This window comes from Niastella sp. sgz303648 (assembly GCF_059587045.1).
The window spans coordinates 386,835-407,457 of the sequence record NZ_JCAPSW010000008.1; the positions used below are offsets into that span (position 1 = coordinate 386,835).

The following is a 20,623-nucleotide window of genomic DNA, read 5'->3' on the forward strand; positions in this document are numbered from 1 at the left end:
TTTTGCCTCTTTTCTTTCAGACTTCATAAATGAAGAATGGGGTATTGTATCCTGCATTGAACAGCACATGAGCTGCCACATTAAAAACTTTTACACCTCCGGCCGCTTCTCCCTGAAAAGTACCAATGTGTGCATGACCATGAAATGCTGCAATTACATGTCGGCGGCTTAATGGTTCGGCCAGTCGCGAACAGCCCAGGAATGGAAAAATCGCCTCAGGCTCTCCGATCACTGTATCTACTATTGGGGCATAATGCAGCAAAGCGATCTTCTTTATATTTTCATGTTCCTTATCGAGCCGTGCCAGGGCGCGGTCTAAATGCAGCGCTTCATTTACGCCTTCCTGCACAAATGCTTTCATGGCTTCTTCACCAAACATCGAAAGCATATAGTTGTCGAAACCTCCGCCAAAGCCTTTAACGCCGGCGATGCCAATACCGTCAATTACATAAGTTTCACCATCGAGTATGTGAACGCGGTCGCTCTGTAAAGTTTGGCGAATGAGTTTATGCCGGCCTTTTTCATAGTCGTGATTACCTAACACAGCTATTACAGGAATGGTGCATAATTTTAATTCTTCGCACAAAACCTTTGCTTCGGCCTCATCGCCGGTATCGGTTAAATCACCGCCTATCAGCAATACATCGGCCTGCCGGGAAAGTTCTTTAAACGGATCTGCCCATTTGCCTTTATCTGTTTCACGCATATGGATATCGGCTATTGCAGCAATGCGTACTTTTTTTGATTCGCTTGTCATAACATTAAACCGATTTAAGAGTTAAGGCTTTATAATTCCATTCCTTAATATCAATGCCATATTGTGTTTGATCGAGTAAGGGGCCGCGGCAAACTTTTTCTACAGCTGCCGGTAATTTATATTGATCGTGTGCCCGGCTCATCAGTTCATCAAAAAGCCATTTGGGAATGATTTGGTGAAAGTCGGCCGGATAAACAAACTGAAAAAGTAACAATTGTGCCAGTAACACCTGCCAGTGCTGGTCCATACGGCTGAATAATCTTTTCCAGTCGAGCTGCCGGCCATATTTCAAAAGAGTATGGTTTATATCAGCGCCATCAAAACGTTCACGGTTTTGAACATAGCATTTACACCATATCAGTTCCTCGGCCGGCAACAGGTATGTGTCAACGCCTTCGAATGTTGTTTTGGTAGCATGTTCATGCCAGCTGTCATCAACCAAACAAATATTATTCGGCGAACTGAATATTACATCGATATAATATTCCCCATCAAATATTTTACCAAGCCACCGTATATCAGTAACCTCTGTACGATATCCTTTTTCAGCAAATAACGATAGTATTTTACTGTATGCATCATATTTACAAAAAACATCAAGGTCTTTGGTGTCGCGGTAAATGCCGGTATAGTGAAACATAGCAAAGGCGCCACCGAGCATATAAGGGGTGCCGCTGTTATTCAATAATGAAAGTGCTTCGCGATAAAACGTACCGCGCTCACGCGGTACTTCCTGTTGTTGTTTATTGGTGTCATTCATAATAACTTATAAATACAAGCACATGCCAGCTGGTTGCTATAAGTTTTAATTGAAATAATGGTTGTTGAAGGCAGGAGTGGTGATATTTTTCTACACAAGTGGCCACTGATGTAAGAAATTCGAAGCCATTACATAAGTATCGGTGGCAATGCAGCGAGGGGTCTTCCATAAAAACTGTGGCATCCCTATAAAAAAGAGATTCCGGTTTTGAAACCGGAATCCCCGTTTGTTCCTCATCCCTACGCTGGCATTATCCAGGTCAGGTTGTATGAGTGTAATCTCAGATTCCGCCGAAAGCGGAACCACCCCGTGAGAAACATCTGCTAATAATAGTATAATAATTATGCCCAAAAAACGGCTTTTTGTTATCGATTCATTGTAAAGCAATTATGTGAAAAAGGAAAAATATACTCCCGTAAAATGATGAATGTATGGAAATAATTTCCTCGCTCTGTTGCCCAAAATCTGAAAGAAGGCGAAAGGCAATAGACAATAGGCAATAGACAATAGGCAATAGGCAACAGGTAACTGGTATCCGGCACCTGGCAACAAAAAAACCGGTAATTCCCTTTATGCGGAAAAACCGGGTTTCTGCAACCGGCAACGAAAAACCTGTATTACTTCAGGTTATCGGGGTTGGGTATAAAGTTTAAAAAGGAATGAAATGCCGAATCGTACCGGCGCTTGTCGAGTTTGTAATAAAAGGCGCCTTTTTTGGAGCCTTCTTTTTCTTTTTCCTTTTGTTTTATAAGTAGTTTGGTCGAAAGTATCTTCCGGGTAAAATTCCGTTTGTCCAGCACCGTTTCATATACACCTGTATACAGATTGTACAGTTGGGGCAGAGTGAATTTTTCGGGCAATAATTCAAATAAAATAGGATGGAAAGCGGCTTTATAGCGTAATTTTTCCTGCGCCATTTTTACCATTTTACTATGGTCGAAAATGAGCTTCGGTATTTTTTTCAATGAAAACCATTCGGCATGATAGTCGTCGCTCAGTTGCTTTTCGTATTTATGAATGTCGATAAGCGCAAAATGGGCAACAGAGATGGTGCGTTCGACAGGATCACGGTCAGGCTGGCCAAATGCGAACAATTGTTCGATGTACACATTTTTTAATCCTGTTAGTTGTTTTAAAACGCGGGTCCCTGCTTCTTCAAAATCCTCATCGGGCTGAACAAAGCCACCCATCAAACTCCATTTCCCCTTTTCAGGTTCAAAACTGCGTTGAATCAGTAAAAGCTTTAATTCATGACCGTCAAAACCAAAGATGATTGAGTCTACAGCAACCAGCATACGTTTTTGCCTGGAATAATGTTTCATATGAAAGTAAATCGCTCCATTTAAACTATAAAAAATATTCTATAGTGGAAAACGGATAGAAATTTTGGGTTAAAGTAATAAGAAAAACTGAAACTTAAGTAGTTACCTGATGAAGATCGGTATTTTTTTTTAAACGTACCACATAAAAATGTTCAAGGCACAAGGCTCAAGGCACAGGGAACAAGCCATAAGGGGCAGGTAAGTATGAAGGAAAGACTTTGGGGATGCAGACCCGGCAGGGCTGGCCGGGGCATAAAGGTGGCCGGCTATGGGCCTGGCTTTCAGCAGGATGACGGTCAATAACGGCAACGGCCTGGTTTAACGCTAAGGGCCTGTTATATAAATATCCGTGTTCCTGAAAAGCTTTCACGGAAATCCTTAGGGGTACAACCTTTTTTCTTTTTGAAAATGCGGTTGAAGTTGGAGATATTATTGAATCCGCAATGGTATGCAATTTCGGCTATGGATTGCGTTGTGTCGATCAGCATGCGGGATGCATGCCCGAGGCGTATTTCGGTAAGACTGTCGATAAACGTATTGCCGGTGCGCTGTTTAAAAAAACGGCTAAAGGCGGCATCCGACATATTGGCCAGCCGGGCAACTTCGTTTAGGGTTATGGGTTTGTCGAAGCTATGGTTCATGTATTCCAGCGTTTTTTCAATTCGCCGGCTGTTATAAGTGAATTGTTCTGTATTGTTAAAGGATGCATCCGACAAAATGCGCATATTTCGTGAAATAGATAGGTCGTGTAGTATTGACATTAATTCCAGCACTGAATCAAAACCCTGTTTCTGGTTCAGTTCTATTATGCGCGGAGCCAGCTGCTGGGTTGTTTCTTTTGAAAATAAGATGCCGCGTAACGATTTTTCGAGCATGGTGCGAATAAAGCTCAGCTGGTTGCGGCGAAGGAACCGTTCATCGAACAGATCTTTATGAAACTGAATGGTGATCTCGCGTATTTCGCCGCTTTTACAATTGTGGGTAAACCAGGCGTGTTGCAAATTTGAGCCTACCAATACCAGTTCCAGCTCGTCGATTTCTTCTATGTGATCGCCCACAACACGTTTGGCGCCTTTGGCGTTCTGAATAAAATTCAATTCAAATTCCTCATGATAATGCAGTGGGAAGTCGAATTTCGATTTAACACGTGAAAAAAGTGTAAAGCAATCATTCTGCGTAAGGGGGGTGATTTCCCTGAGTAAGTTGTTTTTCATACAGCGGCAGTTAATAGCAAAATCGTTTAATTAGTATTGTAAAGATGATCAAAATTATACAATTCAAGGTATGATTTGTATCATATTTATATCATGACAATGAAATTACTCAAAACCCGCTACAGTCAAAGGTTTTAGCTGAATTTATTATTTTATATATGTTCTACAAAACGAAAAAACATTAAAATATGTCAATAAAGTATTATATGGTTATCAATATTGAGTGATAAATTTGACAATAAATTGATTGCTGTATGAGAAAAAAAGTATTCTACCGGGTACTGCTATGCACATTGTGGGTACTCGCGTTAACATCCTCTTCCAATGCCCAAACCAAAACACTTGTGGGGGTCATTACAGACCATCTCGGTCTTCCTCTTGAAAAAGCTACTGTAAAAGCAAAAGGCGAAAAAGCTTCGACCATTACAGACCTGAATGGCCGGTTTCATCTTGTGGTTCCTGAAAATGTAAAAGCCCTGGTGATAAGTTATGCAGGCATATCGCCCCAGGAAATTTCCGTTGAAGGAAAAACAACGCTTGCTATAACTATCAATCTCGCTGAAAGCAAATTGAATGAGGTGGTTGTAATTGGTTATGGAACTGCCAAACGAAGCGATGTGTCGTCGGCGGTTTCTTCGGTTAAAGCCAAAGACCTTAAAGATATGCCTGTAACAGGCATCGATCAGGCGTTGCAGGGCAAAGTAGCCGGTGTAACGATACAAAATAATAGTGGTCAACCCGGCGGCGGCGTTTCGGTAAATGTGCGTGGTATTACTTCTATCAACAGCAATGATCCGTTGGTGGTGATAGATGGGGTACCTTTTACAAGCAATACAAGAAATAATACCGGATATGCGGGTTTAGGCGGTTCAAACGGTCAAACCGGTAACAGCGTACTGGCTTCTATAAATCCCGGTGATATTGAATCAATAGATGTGTTGAAAGATGCGTCGGCCCAGGCCATTTATGGTTCACTGGCTGCGAATGGCGTAATTATGATCACTACCAAAAAAGGTAAAAATGGTGAAGGCAAAATAAATTATGACATGTATTATGGTCAGCAACAGGTGCAAAAGAAATTAGATCTTATGAACCTGCAACAGTTTGCCCAATACCAGAATGAAGTAGCCCCGCTGATTGGCCTTACCCCATCACCGGAGTTTAAGGATCCTTCTGTATTGGGTTCCGGTACCGACTGGCAGGAGGCTATGTTTCAGCACGGCCAGGTTCAAAACCACATGTTGAGCTTCTCAGGTGGAAAAGATAAAACCAGCTATTATTTATCGTTCAACTATTTCAATCAGAAAGGTATTTTGATCGGTTCTGATTTTAAAAGATATACCACCCGCTTTAACCTCGATCACCAGTTAAAGAACTGGTTTAAAATAGGCTTCAGCACCAATGCAACAAGAAGTGTTCAGAATGTAACCCTGGCCGATGCGGCTGAAGGAACTATTTGGTGGGGTGCTGTTCAAAGTCCGCTGATACCTGTTAAAAACCTCGATGGCACCTGGGGCGGCGGAACTACTGTAGGCGGTTTTCAATACAGCCAGGATAACCCGATTGCCAGAAGTAATTACAGGGGTAATACATCTACCAACTGGAACGTATTTGGCAATTCATACGGAGAAGTTCAATTAAGAAAAGACCTTACTTTCAGAACCGAATTATCTTATTCACTCAATTTAAATGATAACATTGCTTTTCAGAAATCCGGTGCTATCGGGCCCACCCAGTTACAAAGCCAGCTGTTCGATAACAGGGGAAATGGTTATTATTATGCCTTCAGAAATTACTTTACCTATAACAAATGGTTTAATAAGCATAGTATCAATGCTACTCTTGGCCATGAAGCGCAGTATAATTATTATGAAAACATCAGTGGCAAAAAAGTAGATCTTGCCAATAATCTGTTAGACCTGAACGCAGGCAACAGCGATAAAACTACCTGGGAATTAGGTGGCACTAAGTGGAATACGGCCATGAGATCATACTTTGCAAGAGCCAGCTATACTTACGACGATCGCTATTCGATTTCGCTTAGCTTCAGGGCAGATGCTTCGTCGAATTTCGGACCCAATAAAAGATGGGGATATTTCCCCGGTGGATCTGCCGGATGGACGGTTACCAACGAAAAATTCGCCGATCCTATAAAAAGTGTGATGAACTATATGAAACTGCGCGTTGGGTATGGTGCAGTGGGTGGACAGGACTTACCCTGGAATGCACCCAGGCCTGCCTATACCGGAGTGGTTAGTTTTTGGCCTGGCCCCGTTGGTTTTGGTACCTCTAACTACATTAATGGGGTTGCTAATCCTGATTTGAGCTGGGAAGCCGTTGTTACCAAAAACGCAGGTATCGATGCCTCGTTTTTGAAGGGCAGAATAGATCTGAGTGTTGATGTGTACAAAAAATCAACCACCAAAATGTTATTGACCAGCGCCGGCGCCAGTTTGATTGGTTTGGGCGACCAATGGAATGATATGCAGGGGCCCATCATGAATATAGGCCAGATGAGCAATACGGGCGTTGATATAAGCCTTACCAGCAATAATATCAAAACCAAAGACCTTTCGTGGAAAACCACTGCCGTGTTTACTCATTACAAAAACAACCTCGACAAAATGCAACTTCAAAACGCAGGTCTGTCGGGTAAAGTATATTACGATAATTACGTTATCAGCTATACGAAACAGGGCTATGCGGTAGGTTCGTTCATGGGTCTTAAAACCGACGGACTGTTCCGTTCACAGGATGATCTGAACAATAGTTTGCCTCAGTTTGGATATTCAGTCGACAAAACGCACACCTGGCTGGGTGATGTACGATTCAAAGATGTTGATGGTAATAAATCAATTGATGCGAACGATATTACCTTTATCGGCAGCCCCATTCCGAAATTCACCTATGGTTTAACCAACGGCTTCACTTATAAAGATTTTGACCTTTCAGTATTTGTTCAGGGTAGCTACGGAGCAAAAATTTTCAACTTCCTTCGCTGGCAGTTAGAGAAAATGGACAATGCCTTCTATAATCAGTTGAGGACCGTAATGGACCGGTATACCGATGCAAATCCGAACGGTAAACTGCCCCGCTTTACAAATACGAATACAAACAACGTATATATCTCTGACCGTTATGTAGAGGATGGCTCATACGTTCGTATTCAAAATATCACCTTAGGATACAGGGTTCCGAAGAAGTATATTGAAAGAGCAAAAATCAGCAACGCCAGAGTATACCTGTCTATTCAAAATCTGAAAACATTTACCAATTACAGCGGATACGATCCTGAGATCGGTCAGTTTAATAACAACTTCAGACTGACGAATGTTGATATGGGCCACTATCCCAATCCACGTTCATTTACCATTGGCGCCAACATTGAGTTATAATTTTTAGATGTTTAAGGTTTTAAATATTAATACAATGAAACGTAAAAATATATATGCTTTTTTAGGAGTGTTGCTGATAGCAGCTTCCTGTAAAAAATCTTTCACCGACAGACCTGCTTTGGATAGTACCACCATTGATAATTATTACAATACAGCAGACGATGTAAGAGGGCTTACCAGTACATTGTATGGTCTTCCCTGGTCGGGTTACGAAAACAGAGCCATGGACGCCATCGGCGATGTAATGGCCGGTAATGAATATACCGGTGGCAGTGATGATCCTCCATTTTTGAACTTTTCGTTTGCTTCCACTTCAGTACGTATTTCAGATGCCTGGAAAGTGTTTTATAAAATAGGCGGCTGGACAAGCGAATACATGAAAGCGCTTGAGTTAAAAAAATCTTTAGGTGGTAATGCTACCATACTCGATCCTGGCATTGCAGAATGTCACTTCTTCAGAGGAACTGTATATTTCTATATCGGCCGAATCTGGGGCGATGCACCGATTGTAACAGACCCTGGTAAAATTGCTTTAACAGGCAGTGCCAATATTCCACGGTACATCCAGAAAGATGTATTACGTTTTGCACTGGAAGAACTGAAACTGGCAGAGGCCGGATTACCCGAAACGGATCCGCAGGCCGGCCGGTTAACCAAATATTCAGCTAAAGGCATGATGGCAAAGTTGTATTTGTATTTGAAAGATTACGATAACGCCAAAGCAAAAGCGCTGGAAGTAATTAATTCGGGGAAATATGATCTGATGCCTGACTATGGAGCTATATTTAGTTCAAGCAGCTATAACAATAATAAAGAAGCGCTTTTCTCTATACAGCACCAGCTTACCGGCAACCCCTGGGGTTCTGCCAATCAAATGAACCCCGACCGTGGCCCTTCGAACCTGCAAACAGATGAAGCCAGCATGTGGCAGCTGTACATTCCCTCGATAGACATTTTGAAAGCCTATGAGTTTGGCGATTTGCGTCGCAAAGGATCTGTAATGGAGCAGGGATGGTCGAAATCGGCCTGGAAACCGAAAAATGCCAATGCCACTTATAATGCGTTTATGGCAAATGGATATGTGTATGATACTGTACAGGCAGAAGGTAATGGCGGTATAAAAAATGGCACCCGATCGAATATTGCCAAATATGTAGTTGGTCCCGGTAAAACGTATGGAGGGGAAACCGTACTTGGCATGAACACCGGTATAAATACCATGATGTTGCGTTATGCAGATATTTTATTGATCTACGCCGAAGCCGTTTTGGGTACCAACGCTTCAACCACAGATGCCGCTGCACTTGATGCCGTAAATAAAGTACGTGCCCGTGCAGGATTGACCGCCAAAACGTCGATCACCAAAGATGATATTTTACATGAACGTCGTGTTGAATTTGCTTTTGAAGGCGATTACTGGTTCGATATCCAACGCCAGGGATTTGCAAAAGCCAAACAGATCATTGAAGCGCAAAACAGAGGTACGGCCGATTTTGCGCAAACTGTAACTTTTGCTGAAAAGTATATGTATCTGCCCGTGCCTGCCGGCGAAATACTGCAGGACCCTGAACTGTCAAAAGATCCCATTGCGTATTATTAATTCATTTAAACACGATTGTCGATATGAAAACGATATTCAATAATAAAATACTTCTGCTTGCATTTTGTATATCCGCTTTGGCTGTTACGTTGTATTCGTGCCAAAAAGATGGCGACGGCAGTCCTGATATAAAAGCCGGCAATCTGGTTGCCGATTCATTGTATCCTTCAAGTGCTGCCGGTGGAACTGTGCTCACCCTTAAAGGAAGCGGACTGGGGCAGATTCGAAAAATAGTATTTGATAAAGACAGTGTTCCTGCTTCATTTTACACAACGCTTAATACATCAACTGCTATTGTTTTCAGAGTGCCTGATACAGTATCGGGTGGTCCGCAGAATATTATTTTCACAAACAGCGACGGAAAAACTTTATCTGTTGCATTTAACGGTCTGGCTTTTCCGAGTGTTACAACTGTGTCGAACTATGATTTCGTGGCAGGCACGCAACTTACTTTAACAGGTAATAATCTTGAAACAGTTAGCAAAGTGGTATTGCACGGCAGCACCGATGCAGCTACCATTATATCAAAATCAAAAAAGCAGCTGGTGATCAAAATGCCAACAACTTCTGTTGCAAGAGCTGCTCTGGATATTACCAATGTAACCGGAGCTATTACTACAACGCAGGAATTTGTAAACCTCGCTCAGGCTTACCAGATCTTTACAGATGCTTATAGCAACGGTTTTGGCGATGGTTCGTGGGGTGATGCAGCTGTCATTTCAACCACAGAATTTAAAACAGGTACCGCATCGGTAGGGAAGAAATATCAAAAGGGTAACTGGCACCTGATTGGCTTTGCCAACTGGTGGCCTGGTTGTGCTTATGATGCTTCTTACACATACCTCACTTGTTGGGTAAAAGGTGCTTCAAGAGATTATTCGTTGTATATCATGTCGGATAAAATCACCGGCGGATATGGAAATTATCTCGAATCAAACAGAATTGACGTTCCTGCCAATGTATGGACGTATTTTAAAGTTCCTTTGTCGACACTGAATCTGTGGGCTACAGGTACACCGTTTAATCAGCTTGGTTTCAGAATTAAAGGCCCCGATGCACAGGATGAAACATTTTATTTCGACGATGTGTTGCTGGTTAAGTAAGTACAGATACAATAAAGGCGTAGTTTTTAAGACGAATGATAATCATGAATTTAATTAAGATAAACTTTTTTTTGCTGGTGGCGGGTCTGTTGGGGGCCAACTGCTCCCCGGCTCAGCCTCCGGCGAAAGAATTGCCGGCCGATAAAAATGCTACTGTTGAAACCATTAACCTGTATAATAATTTGAAAAAGTTATCACAGAAGGGTTTTATGTTCGGCCACCAGGACGATCTGGCCTATGGTGTTAACTGGAAATACGAAAGCGGTCGCAGCGACGTGAAGGACGTTACGGGTGATTATCCGGCCGTTTACGGATGGGAGTTAGGCGGTTTGGAAGCGGGGCAGGATAAGAATCTTGATGGCGTACCTTTTAAGAAAATGCGGCAATTCATTAAAGAAGGCTACGAACGGGGCGGCGTGATTGCTATCAGCTGGCATACCCGTAGTCCGCTGGGTGCCGAAAAAGGCGCCTGGGATACTACGCACGGAACAGTAGCAACTATTTTACCCGGCGGAAGTAACCATGAGTTATATAAATCATGGCTCGATGAAGTGGCCAGGTTCTTATTATCTCTGAAAGGAAGTAAAGGCGAAACAATACCTGTATTGTTCAGACCATTTCATGAATTAACAGGCAACTGGTTCTGGTGGGGAAAAAATGCGTGCACGCCGGAGCAATACAAAATATTATGGCGCTATACGAAATATTACCTGAGCGAAGAAAAGAAAGTACACAACCTGTTGTATGTATATAACACAGCGGGTGATTTTAAAACCAAAGAAGAATTTCTGGAGCGTTATTCAGGTGATGATGCTGCCGATATGGTTAGTTTTGATGCGTACCAATATGACGACCCCTTAAAAAGCGACTGGTTTGTAAAAAACACCGGTTCTTTATTAGGCATCATCGAAGAAGTAGCTGCCGCGAATAACAAATTATGTGCGCTGGCCGAAACAGGATATGAAACAATTCCCTATGGGGAATGGTGGACAGAAACTTTGTTGAAAGCAATAGGGCAACATAAAATTTCCTATGTATTGGTTTGGCGTAACCATGGATATAATGAATGGATGAAAAAAATGCATTACTATGCTCCCTATACAGGCCATGGTTCAGCCCCCGATTTTATAAAATTTTATCAGCAATCCAATACCCTTTTTGAAAAAGATGTAGAAAAAGAAAAGTTGTACAACGAGTAGCTCTGCGATTGCTTGATTGTTTAAACAATCAGACCATCTATTCCATAAACCTGTCAGATGTAAAAAATACGATCCGTACCCTAACCTTTTATAAAACTTCATATATAACGATTAACCCCTGATGACCTGTGGGGTGGTTACTGACGGGTTTTAAGCGTGATTTTTTCACTTTAAAACTTGCATATGAAAAAACAAACCTATCCATTAATGGCCTGGGTAAGGGCCATGCTTATCCTTTTGCCGGCTGTTCAGTTTGCATCCGGCTGTAAAAAAAGTATCAACGAAAAAGCTGATGAGCCAACAGGTTCACGGCAGGTAACAACTGAATTAACAAATGGCTGGGGAAATGGTGTAAACCTGCAGCCATCGTATTACAACAGTGGCAACGTAAACTTTGGATGGAGCCTGATGAAAGCGAACACTAAAATTAAAACAGTGCGTATTGAAATTGAACCTACGGTTAGTATTACAACTGTTAAGTCGTGGATTTCGCAGGCAAAAAGCAATGGGTACAATGTTATTTGCACCTATCACAAGGCTTCGGTGCTGGGCAGTGATAATGGTAGCGAGCTAACGGCCGCGGCTAACTGGTGGAGGAGCAATTATAGTAACCTGGCAGCATCCGGTTCGTTTACGGTTAACCTCATGAACGAATGGGGCAGCCATAACATCAGTTCAAATTTGTTTGCCGGTGCGTATAATACCGCCATTAGTATCGTACGTCAGGTGTACAGCGGTACCATTATCATTGATATTCCCGGCTGGGGGCAGGAAACACGCACCGCCGCGGATGCAGTAAGGGGAACCAATGGAACCCGTATTGCCGATGGCAACATAGTTCTTTCAACACATATTTATCCCGGTTCATGGAACCAGGGACGAAACAGGTGGCTGGCAACGGCCGATCTGGATGAACTGGCTACGGCAGGAAAAGGATGTATTGTGGGTGAATTTGGCAATGGCACATCGGGCAGCGCCGACTGGCTGGGCCTGGTGAATTATGCCAAATCAAAAGGCTTTACGGTGCTTGGATGGTGCTGGAATGGTGATGGTGGCAGTATGAACATGGTTACTCCTGCATGGGTATCGAACCCAACCGCTACCAGCTTTAGTAAGAGCAGTTACTTTAATACAGTGTATAATTTGTTATAAGAAGCGAGTAGTAAATAGTAAGTGGCAAGTCGTGAATGGTCAATGGTCAATGGTGAATAAAAACCGTTTGACGTTTACTATTTCACGTTTTACGCCTGATGATTTAACCGGTGAACAGGAAAATGAGGTTTCTCATTGACTATTCACCATTGACCATTCACCAATGAAGTTAACATTATTAGACGCAGGCATTGTGTTGTTATACCTGGCTACCATGGTAGCGATAGGCTGGACGTTACGTAAAAGGGCAAGGAAAAACAAGGAAAGCTATCTGTTAGGTGGTAAATCGCTGCCATGGTATATGCTGGGTTTAAGCGATGCCAGCGATATGTTCGATATAAGCGGCACTATGTGGATGGTGGCTTTGTGTTTTGTATATGGCATGAAATCGATCTGGATCCCCTGGTTATGGCCTGTATTTAACCAGGTGTTTATGATGATGTTCCTGTCGAAATGGGTGCGCCGCTCAAATGCAAGCACCGGCGCCGAATGGCTGGTAACGCGATTTGGTTCAACGGGAAAAAGTGTAAAAAGCTCGCATAATGTAGTAGTGGCTTTTGCTTTGCTGAGCTGTTTTGGCTTTTTGGCCTATGGGTTTGTTGGATTGGGAAAGTTCATTGAAATATTTGTTCCGTGGGATATGGTAAAAGAGTACGTACCATTTGCTGTGACGCCTGAATACGTACCTCATTTATATGGAATAATATTCACGCTGTTTGCCATGTTCTATTCTATTTTAGGAGGTATGCATAGCATTGTGCTGGGTGATGTGATCAAATACGTAATCATGACCGTGGCCTGTATTGCTATTGCAATTATTGCTATGATTCGTTTACATGGCGACGGTACTCCGTTGCATGTTCCGCAGGGTTGGGCTAATCCCTTCTTTAACTGGCGCCTGAACCTCGACTGGAGTAAGATTATACCCGACGCTAATAAAAAGATTGCAGAAGACGGATTTGGGTTGTTTGGCTTTTTCTTTATGATGATGCTGTTCAAAGGTATATTTGCAAGTCTTGCAGGCCCTGCGCCCAACTACGACATGCAAAAGGTTTTGTCGACCCGTTCCCCGAAGGAAGCCAGTAAAATGTCGGGATTCGTATCCATTATTTTGTTGCCGGTGCGTTATGCGATGATCATTGGTCTTACCGTACTGGCCTTGTTATATTATAACCAACTCGATTTACATACTGCCAGGGGTACTGATTTTGAAAAGATACTACCAGGCGCTATCAATAACTTTTTACCGGTTGGCATTCTGGGATTGGTGCTAACGGGTTTGCTGGGCGCTTTTATGGGAACATTTTCGGGTACCCTTAATGCCGCACAGGCCTATATAGTAAATGATATTTATCTGAAATATATAAATCCCAATGCCGGCACAAAAAAAGTAATTACGGCTAATTACCTGGTTGGTATTGTAGTTGTGGTTATTGGTGTAGGGCTTGGTTTTTTTGCCAAAGATGTAAATTCTGTTTTGCAATGGATCGTTGGCGCCTTATACGGTGGTTATATTGCAGCGAATATGTTGAAGTGGTATTGGTGGCGATTTAATGCGAACGGATTTTTCTGGGGTATGGCCAGTGGTATTATAGCCGCCCTTGTTTTTCCATACATTTTTAAAAATACGTTACCCTTATACAGCTGGCCATTGTTGTTTTTGATTTCATTAAGCGGTTGTTTTATTGGTACCTGGTTAGCCCCTCCAACGGAAGAAGCCGTATTAAAGCAATTTTATAAAACAGTAAAACCATGGGGTTTCTGGAAACCTATACAGCTTAAGGTTATGGCCGAAGATCCGGCGTTTAAACCAAATGACCGGTTCAAAACAGATATGTTCAATGTGGTGTTAGGCATCATTGGTCAGTGTTGTTTAACCATTTTACCTATGTATGTTGTATTATGGATGAAGCTTCCTTTGCTGATAACAGTTGGTATTCTGGTGATAATTGCATTGATATTGAAACGAACATGGTGGAACAAGTTGGAAAACTAAATAGTCTACAAAAATTGAAAATAATGGATAAGAATTTTTTGAAGCGGCTGGAAATGCTTGAAAAAACACATGACGAATTAATTAACCTTACCAATGAAAAAGTTGAAGAAAATAACGGTATATATTGCCGTTATAAAAACCCTGTATTAACTGCAGGCCATGCACCCCTGTTATGGCGCTATGATCTGAATGCCGATACCAATCCGTATTTAATGGAAAGGTTTGGTATCAACTCCGTGCTGAATGCAGGGGCTATAAAGCTCAATGGAAAATACTACCTGATTGCGCGGGTAGAAGGTATAGACCGTAAATCTTTTTTTGCAGTAGCAGAAAGCGAAAATGGCGTTGATCATTTCAGGTTTTGGGATTACCCGGTTTTGATGCCTCAAACCGAAGTGGAAGACACCAATATATACGATATGCGGGTTGTGCAACATGAAGATGGATGGATTTACGGATTGTTTTGTACAGAGCGCCGCGATCCCAAAGCATCGGATGCTGATCAGTCGTCGGCCGTTGCACAATGTGGCATCGCACGCACAAAAGATTTAAAAAAATGGGAGCGCCTGGCCGATCTGAAAACGCCATCGCCGCAACAGCGAAATGTGGTGCTGCATCCCGTATTTGTAGATGGACAATATGCTTTTTATACCCGGCCGCAGGATGGTTTTATTGAGGCAGGCTCAGGCGGAGGCATTGGTTTTGGTTTAAGTGCCGGTATGGAAAATGCCGTTATTCATAAAGAAGTTATTGTTGACAAAAGAGTTTATCATACCATATCTGAATCAAAGAACGGTTTAGGGCCCCAGCCTATAAAAACAAAATACGGCTGGTTGCACCTCGCTCACGGCGTGCGCAACACCGCAGCTGGTTTGCGGTATGTGTTATATATGTTTATGACCGATTTGAACGATCTCACAAAAATAATTTACAAACCCGGCGGTTATTTTATTGCTCCGGAAGGTGAAGAAAGGGTAGGTGATGTGTCGAATGTTGTATTCGGAAATGGCTGGGTGGTTGATGATAACGAACGGGTATTAATTTACTACGCTTCATCCGATACCCGCATGCATGTGGCCGAGTCAACCATTGACCAGTTGACAGATTATGTTATGCATACGCCGGCCGACGGATTTACTTCGGCCGCATCGGTAAATACACTGTATAAAATTATTGATAACAATAAAACACTGCAGCGGGAAGGTAAAATAACAACAGCTTCCTATGCAAAACCGAAATCAAAAAAGGTTTTATAATATTTCATGAACCTGCAGCTTTTCAAACAGGAAATGCAACAGGAACTGCGCGATATACTTCAATACTGGATGCAATACACCGTTGATGAAGTGAAAGGCGGTTTCTGTGGTAAGATCGATAACAGCAATATCTGCTATGCCGGGGCTGACAAAGGATCTGTGTTGAACGCCCGCATTTTGTGGACGTTTTCTGCCGCTTTTAATTGTACAAAAGAACCGCAGTATGCAGCTATTGCCACCCGGGCTTTTGAATACATACAAAACCATTTCATCGATAAGGAATACGGCGGTGTTTTCTGGAGTGTGACCAGCAGCGGTGAAGCGGCTGATACAAAAAAGCAGATATATGCCCTTTCCTTTGTGATATATGCCTGCAGCGAATACTACCGTGCCGTGCAACAGGAAACGGCAAAGAAACTCGCTACAGAACTGTATACGCTTATTCAGCAATACAGTTTCGACAAAGAAAAGGGTGGATACCTTGAAGCATTTGCCAGAGACTGGACACCATTGGCCGATTTACGGCTCAGTAAAAAAGATGCCAATGAAAAGAAAACCATGAATACGCACCTTCATATTCTGGAAGCTTATACCAGTTTGTATGGCATATGGCCCAACCCTGAGCTGGCGCATATGATAACCTTATTGCTAAATGATTTTGATAAATACATCATCAATAAACAAACCGGTCATTTGAATTTGTTTTTTGATGACAACTGGACGGTTAAATCAGACACGGTTTCATACGGACATGATATTGAAGCCAGCTGGTTATTACTGGAGGCCGCTGAGGTTATACAAGATAAAGAGCTGATTTCAACAATGAAAACCAATGCTCTTTTAATGGCCGATGCCGCCACCCGGGGGCTTGATGCCGACGGAGGCCTATGGTATGAATATGAGCCATCGCATCAGCACCTGGTCAAAGAAAAGCACTGGTGGCCGCAGGCCGAAGCATTGGTAGGTTTTTATAATGCCTGGCAAATCAGTAATGACAACCGGTACCTTCAGTATGTGTTTAATAACTGGGCTTTTATAAAGCAATACATCCATGATAATAAAAACGGAGAATGGTTTTGGGGGGTGAATGAAGATCATTCCCTTATGCAAAACCGGGATAAAGCAGGCCTTTGGAAATGTCCATACCATAATGGCCGGGCCTGTATTGAAATTCTAAGGAGGATTTTTTATTTGAATACTTAGCGACTACAGTTTAGCAGTTGGAAAGGGTTGAGTCGAAAGGCTCACCCTTTTTTTATGCAGGCAATAAAAAAAGGAAAGAGGGAGAACCCTCTCATCCTGTTTTATTTATGCCCTCAATGCATAAAAAAGATAAATAAATTATGAAAATTAGTTATTGAAGTCAGGTTGGAATAATAATATGTCAAAAATACAATTAATAAAGGAAAACAGCTAATACTATTGATGCAATTTCTTTGTTGATAATGGTTATACTTTATCTGATTATAAAGAAAACCTGCCGCTTGTAGTCGGATGTTTAATTAAACTGTAATGGATTGTAACAGATCGGCGGGCGACAGATGGTTATAATCTTTTATAAATTGAATTGTATTGTTGTACTGTGCAAATTCCTCTTTTTCATGCAATAATGTAAGTACCACACTGGGCATCCCGGCATTTTGTGCGGCTTCAACGCCTTTTGGCGCATCTTCAAATACAATACAGGCGGGTGCATCAACGCCTAATAGCTTTGCAGCTTTCAAATAAGTTTCGGGATGTGGTTTGCTTATGGCAACATCGTCTGCGCTAACAATAGCGCTAAAAAAATGCCTGATATTCAGGTTGTCTAATACAAAATCGATATTGAACATAATAGCGGCCGACCCAATGGCCATCGGTATTTTCAGGTCGTATGCTTTTTCAAGGAATTGCTGCAGGCCCGGTATCAGTTTTAAATGCGGCAGGTATTCCTGCTGATACCTTTTTTCTTTTTCAATAGATAAATGGTCCATTTCTTCGGCAGTAAACCGGTCTTTTCCAAACACCCGTACCAGCAGTTCACTGTTTTTGCCATACATCTGGCTTTTTACCTGTTCGCGGGTTAATCCGGCTCCCAGTTCTTCATTTAATACATAATGCCATGCTTTTACGTGGAATTGCATATCGTCGATCATGGTACCGTTCAGATCAAATAAAAAAGCCTTATTCATTTTCATGTGCATTTAAATAAAAAAAACACCGCAAAAATAAGGTATCAGCCCTGTTTTGCGGTGTAAAACAACCAAACACATGAATTTTAGCTAAGAGAATAAAGAAGTAAAAAGAGAAAAAAGAGCAGCGCTACTGCATTCACGGCGCTGGCGCCGGTCATATATTGAAATTAACCTGCATTCGGCAACCATTGCCGGGCGATGACTCGATTTTAACACGTCCGTTGAAAAGTTCTGTGCGGCTTATAATATTGGTGATACCAATGCCATTTCGTTTCATTGAAGTATCGAACCCCTTGCCATTGTCGGCTATATTTACCTGCAGCATGTTTTTATGTTGAACAACAGCAATGGTTATTGCCGTAGCTTCTGCATGTTTTATGATGTTGTTTAACTGTTCCTGAACAATGCGGAAAATGGTCATTTTAAGTTTGTCATCCAACTGCTGTTCGTCGGGTACTGAAAATTTCAGCGATATGGGGCAGTTTTTAACGAGTGTAATGTTTGCGATCAAATCATTTAACGATAGCTCAAGGCCCACTTCCTTATGAAAAGTTTCGATCATTGATTTTGACAACCGGCGTATTTCTTCAATGGCGCTGTTAATGGTATCGCTGCTCCGCTGTATCATGGCGAGCTGCATGTTGGGATTGTCTTTTGCGCAAATTAAAAATAATCGTGCTGTTGTTAGCACCTGGCTGATATTGTCGTGAAGTTCGCGACCCAGGGTTTCTCTTTCTTTTTCCTGTGCATCAATAACGGCTTTGGCTATTTCCTGCTGCCGCCTGATCTTTTCTTCTACAAGCTGGTTTTGCAGCTCGATTTTTTCAGTGATATCGTTTGCCAGCACCAGCCAGGCATTATTGCCTTTGTAATTGATGGCGTGGGCCAGTAGTTCAACAAAAATGGTTTCTTTATTCTTTTTAACGTGTTTTCTTAATATAGAAGGCCGGTTGGTGTGACTGGCTTTGGGTAATAATTGTTGCAGTTCCTGCTTTTCTTCGGGCGACATCAAATCATAAGCCGTCATTTTCATAAACTCTTTCCGGTTATAGCCATATAATTGTACAGCCGCTTCATTTACTTCAACAAACTGCAGCGTGGCGGCATCGGCAACCCAAATAGGAAGCGGACTTTTATAAAACAGGTTCTTATATAAGTATTCCGACTCTTTAATTAATTCTTCGGCTTTTTTGCGCTCGCTAATGTCCCTGAAATTACCAACAAGGGCATTGATGCCGGGTACATCGAGCATGTTGGAAGCCAGTCCCTGCACCCACCGTTCTTTTCCGCTTTTATCAAATACCTTAACATCTATAGTAAATAGCTTTGAAGCATTGGCAGTTAAATTTTGCAATAATTCGGCTATCGAAGGCAGGCTGTCGGGGTGAATAAAAGAGCATACATGCCTGCCCATGTAGTCGCTTTCGTCGTACCCGAGAATTTTTTTGGCAGAAGGAGAACCGTAAAAAATATTTCCTTCGGCATTGGCCATCGTAATTATATCTGTACTGTTTTCAATAAGCGATCTGAATTTTAATTCGCTTTGCAGCAATGCTTCTTCGGCCTTTTTGCGTTCGGTAATATCTCTGAAACTGCACACAATGGCGTTTACATCGCTTAAATGCAGTTGATTGATGATGATGCCTTCTGTCCATATAATGGTGCCGTCTTTTTTATTGAAGCTGGCAGGAAAGGGAATAAAGCAGGCCGGATGTTTTAATGCTTTTGATAAATCACTTATAAAAGCTTCGCTGGTCAACTGATCGCCTTCGGCATAACCGGTGTTTTTTTGAAAAGAGGGACTGCTGTACATAATTGTACTCTGTTCGTTTAATAGTACAATCATATCTGTTGCATGGTCTGAAAACGTGTGAAACAGTTTTTCAACCGAGCGAAGTTTTTGCTTATTGGCCATTTCTTCGGTAACATCCTTAACTGTGCACGAAAGAGCAATTACTTTTTTGTGTTCACGAACAGGGGTAACGGATATTTCGAAAAAAACAGTTTTTTGTTTGATGTTTAATTGTTGTGTAAGTTTTTGGGATATGCCTTTAAAACCAGCTTCGTAAATTTTTTCCCACTCAACTTTTTTCGAAGCATCGAGCATACCGACGCAATCAACAACGGCACTGCCGGGCGCCACATCATTTCCGGTGATTTCTTTTATTTTATTACGAAGATGTATGTTGCAGATAATGTATCGAAAGCTTTTATCTAATACCCACATGTACCCTTCGGCGTTTTCAACTACGTTACTTAAAACAGCCATCATATCTGAATGCCATTTTTCGGTATCTGTAGAATGCCCGGTACTGCTACGCGAAACAGAAGATGTTTGCATATATAATTTTATATAGTTGTGTCAAAAGAACACTCCGCTTTCATGCATTAACATGAAAACATATCTGGCCTAACGAAGGGATTTTTTGCTACTATTCAGAGAGATTAATTGACCGGTTGGAAAGTCACTGAGCCAAATGTGTATCGGAAACTAACAATGTAAATTTAAAAAAATATATTAAACAGATTTCATTAACGGTTATAAATCTTAACTATTGTTCAATTTTAATTGATAAAAAAATCAGGAGTACTACCGGCCGGGGCTAATTCTTTGATAATTACGGTGCTTTACCGGTATGATGAATTGATTCGGGTACTTCCCGGGTTTGGAAAAATTGCCGGCGATCAATAAATA

General features: G+C 41.9%; 14 protein-coding genes and 1 riboswitch. Of the genes, 8 read left to right on the forward strand and 6 right to left on the reverse strand.

The features are described 5' to 3' along the window. Nucleotides 1-16: 16 nt before the first annotated feature. From AC59IL_RS24320 to AC59IL_RS24335, 4 genes are all read right to left on the reverse strand, one after another. The gene (locus AC59IL_RS24320) at nt 17-757 is read right to left on the reverse strand and encodes a metallophosphoesterase family protein (protein ID WP_496554804.1); all 741 of its coding nucleotides are present in this window, start codon (nt 755-757) and stop codon (nt 17-19) included. Nucleotides 758-761: 4 nt separating this feature from the next. Beyond that, the gene (locus AC59IL_RS24325) at nt 762-1,517 is read right to left on the reverse strand and encodes a nucleotidyltransferase family protein (protein ID WP_496554805.1); all 756 of its coding nucleotides are present in this window, start codon (nt 1,515-1,517) and stop codon (nt 762-764) included. A 219-nt stretch (nt 1,518-1,736) separates the two neighbouring features. Next, nucleotides 1,737-1,837, reverse strand: a riboswitch (TPP riboswitch). 297 nt (nt 1,838-2,134) lie between these two features. Further along, on the reverse strand, nt 2,135-2,839 hold the full coding sequence (locus AC59IL_RS24330; RefSeq protein WP_496554806.1) for an NUDIX hydrolase: 705 nt from the start codon (nt 2,837-2,839) through the stop codon (nt 2,135-2,137). A 335-nt stretch (nt 2,840-3,174) separates the two neighbouring features. Then, nucleotides 3,175-4,053 carry a helix-turn-helix domain-containing protein gene (locus AC59IL_RS24335; protein WP_496554807.1) on the reverse strand — a complete coding sequence of 293 codons (879 nt, stop codon included), beginning with the start codon at nt 4,051-4,053 and terminating at the stop codon, nt 3,175-3,177. Nucleotides 4,054-4,307: 254 nt separating this feature from the next. Between AC59IL_RS24335 and AC59IL_RS24340 the strand changes: the two genes are divergently transcribed. From AC59IL_RS24340 to AC59IL_RS24375, 8 genes are all read left to right on the forward strand, one after another. Continuing rightward, nucleotides 4,308-7,448 (forward strand): SusC/RagA family TonB-linked outer membrane protein, encoded by a 3,141-nt coding sequence (locus AC59IL_RS24340; RefSeq protein ID WP_496554808.1) that lies wholly within the window; start codon nt 4,308-4,310, stop codon nt 7,446-7,448. Nucleotides 7,449-7,482: 34 nt separating this feature from the next. Further along, the gene (locus tag AC59IL_RS24345) at nt 7,483-9,048 is read left to right on the forward strand and encodes a RagB/SusD family nutrient uptake outer membrane protein (RefSeq protein ID WP_496554809.1); all 1,566 of its coding nucleotides are present in this window, start codon (nt 7,483-7,485) and stop codon (nt 9,046-9,048) included. Between the two features lie 23 nt (nt 9,049-9,071). Next, the gene (locus AC59IL_RS24350) at nt 9,072-10,151 is read left to right on the forward strand and encodes an IPT/TIG domain-containing protein (protein ID WP_496554810.1); all 1,080 of its coding nucleotides are present in this window, start codon (nt 9,072-9,074) and stop codon (nt 10,149-10,151) included. A gap of 44 nt (nt 10,152-10,195) precedes the next feature. Continuing rightward, nucleotides 10,196-11,350: a glycoside hydrolase family 26 protein gene (locus AC59IL_RS24355; protein ID WP_496554811.1), complete on the forward strand. Its 1,155-nt coding sequence runs from the start codon at nt 10,196-10,198 to the stop codon at nt 11,348-11,350. 183 nt (nt 11,351-11,533) lie between these two features. Further along, nucleotides 11,534-12,502, forward strand: coding sequence for a glycoside hydrolase family 5 protein (locus AC59IL_RS24360; RefSeq protein WP_496554812.1), 969 nt, complete (start codon nt 11,534-11,536; stop codon nt 12,500-12,502). Between the two features lie 163 nt (nt 12,503-12,665). Continuing rightward, nucleotides 12,666-14,498: a sodium:solute symporter family protein gene (locus AC59IL_RS24365; protein WP_496554813.1), complete on the forward strand. Its 1,833-nt coding sequence runs from the start codon at nt 12,666-12,668 to the stop codon at nt 14,496-14,498. Between the two features lie 23 nt (nt 14,499-14,521). After that, nucleotides 14,522-15,754, forward strand: coding sequence for a glycoside hydrolase family 130 protein (locus tag AC59IL_RS24370; RefSeq protein WP_496554814.1), 1,233 nt, complete (start codon nt 14,522-14,524; stop codon nt 15,752-15,754). 6 nt (nt 15,755-15,760) lie between these two features. Then, nucleotides 15,761-16,957, forward strand: coding sequence for an AGE family epimerase/isomerase (locus AC59IL_RS24375; protein WP_496554815.1), 1,197 nt, complete (start codon nt 15,761-15,763; stop codon nt 16,955-16,957). Nucleotides 16,958-17,256: 299 nt separating this feature from the next. Here AC59IL_RS24375 and AC59IL_RS24380 read toward each other — a convergent pair whose 3' ends face one another. Both AC59IL_RS24380 and AC59IL_RS24385 read right to left on the reverse strand, forming a co-directional pair. Beyond that, nucleotides 17,257-17,925: an HAD family hydrolase gene (locus AC59IL_RS24380; protein ID WP_496554816.1), complete on the reverse strand. Its 669-nt coding sequence runs from the start codon at nt 17,923-17,925 to the stop codon at nt 17,257-17,259. A 157-nt stretch (nt 17,926-18,082) separates the two neighbouring features. Then, nucleotides 18,083-20,269 carry a sensor histidine kinase gene (locus tag AC59IL_RS24385; protein WP_496554817.1) on the reverse strand — a complete coding sequence of 729 codons (2,187 nt, stop codon included), beginning with the start codon at nt 20,267-20,269 and terminating at the stop codon, nt 18,083-18,085. Nucleotides 20,270-20,623: the final 354 nt, after the last annotated feature.

Coding starts and splice junctions, on each gene's coding strand:
- AC59IL_RS24320 (WP_496554804.1), bottom strand. CDS start 757: ATGACAAGCGAATCAAAAAAAGTACGCATTGCTGCAATAGCCGATATC.
- AC59IL_RS24325 (WP_496554805.1), bottom strand. CDS start 1,517: ATGAATGACACCAATAAACAACAACAGGAAGTACCGCGTGAGCGCGGT.
- AC59IL_RS24330 (WP_496554806.1), bottom strand. CDS start 2,839: ATGAAACATTATTCCAGGCAAAAACGTATGCTGGTTGCTGTAGACTCA.
- AC59IL_RS24335 (WP_496554807.1), bottom strand. CDS start 4,053: ATGAAAAACAACTTACTCAGGGAAATCACCCCCCTTACGCAGAATGAT.
- AC59IL_RS24340 (WP_496554808.1), top strand. CDS start 4,308: ATGAGAAAAAAAGTATTCTACCGGGTACTGCTATGCACATTGTGGGTA.
- AC59IL_RS24345 (WP_496554809.1), top strand. CDS start 7,483: ATGAAACGTAAAAATATATATGCTTTTTTAGGAGTGTTGCTGATAGCA.
- AC59IL_RS24350 (WP_496554810.1), top strand. CDS start 9,072: ATGAAAACGATATTCAATAATAAAATACTTCTGCTTGCATTTTGTATA.
- AC59IL_RS24355 (WP_496554811.1), top strand. CDS start 10,196: ATGAATTTAATTAAGATAAACTTTTTTTTGCTGGTGGCGGGTCTGTTG.
- AC59IL_RS24360 (WP_496554812.1), top strand. CDS start 11,534: ATGAAAAAACAAACCTATCCATTAATGGCCTGGGTAAGGGCCATGCTT.
- AC59IL_RS24365 (WP_496554813.1), top strand. CDS start 12,666: ATGAAGTTAACATTATTAGACGCAGGCATTGTGTTGTTATACCTGGCT.
- AC59IL_RS24370 (WP_496554814.1), top strand. CDS start 14,522: ATGGATAAGAATTTTTTGAAGCGGCTGGAAATGCTTGAAAAAACACAT.
- AC59IL_RS24375 (WP_496554815.1), top strand. CDS start 15,761: ATGAACCTGCAGCTTTTCAAACAGGAAATGCAACAGGAACTGCGCGAT.
- AC59IL_RS24380 (WP_496554816.1), bottom strand. CDS start 17,925: ATGAATAAGGCTTTTTTATTTGATCTGAACGGTACCATGATCGACGAT.
- AC59IL_RS24385 (WP_496554817.1), bottom strand. CDS start 20,269: ATGCAAACATCTTCTGTTTCGCGTAGCAGTACCGGGCATTCTACAGAT.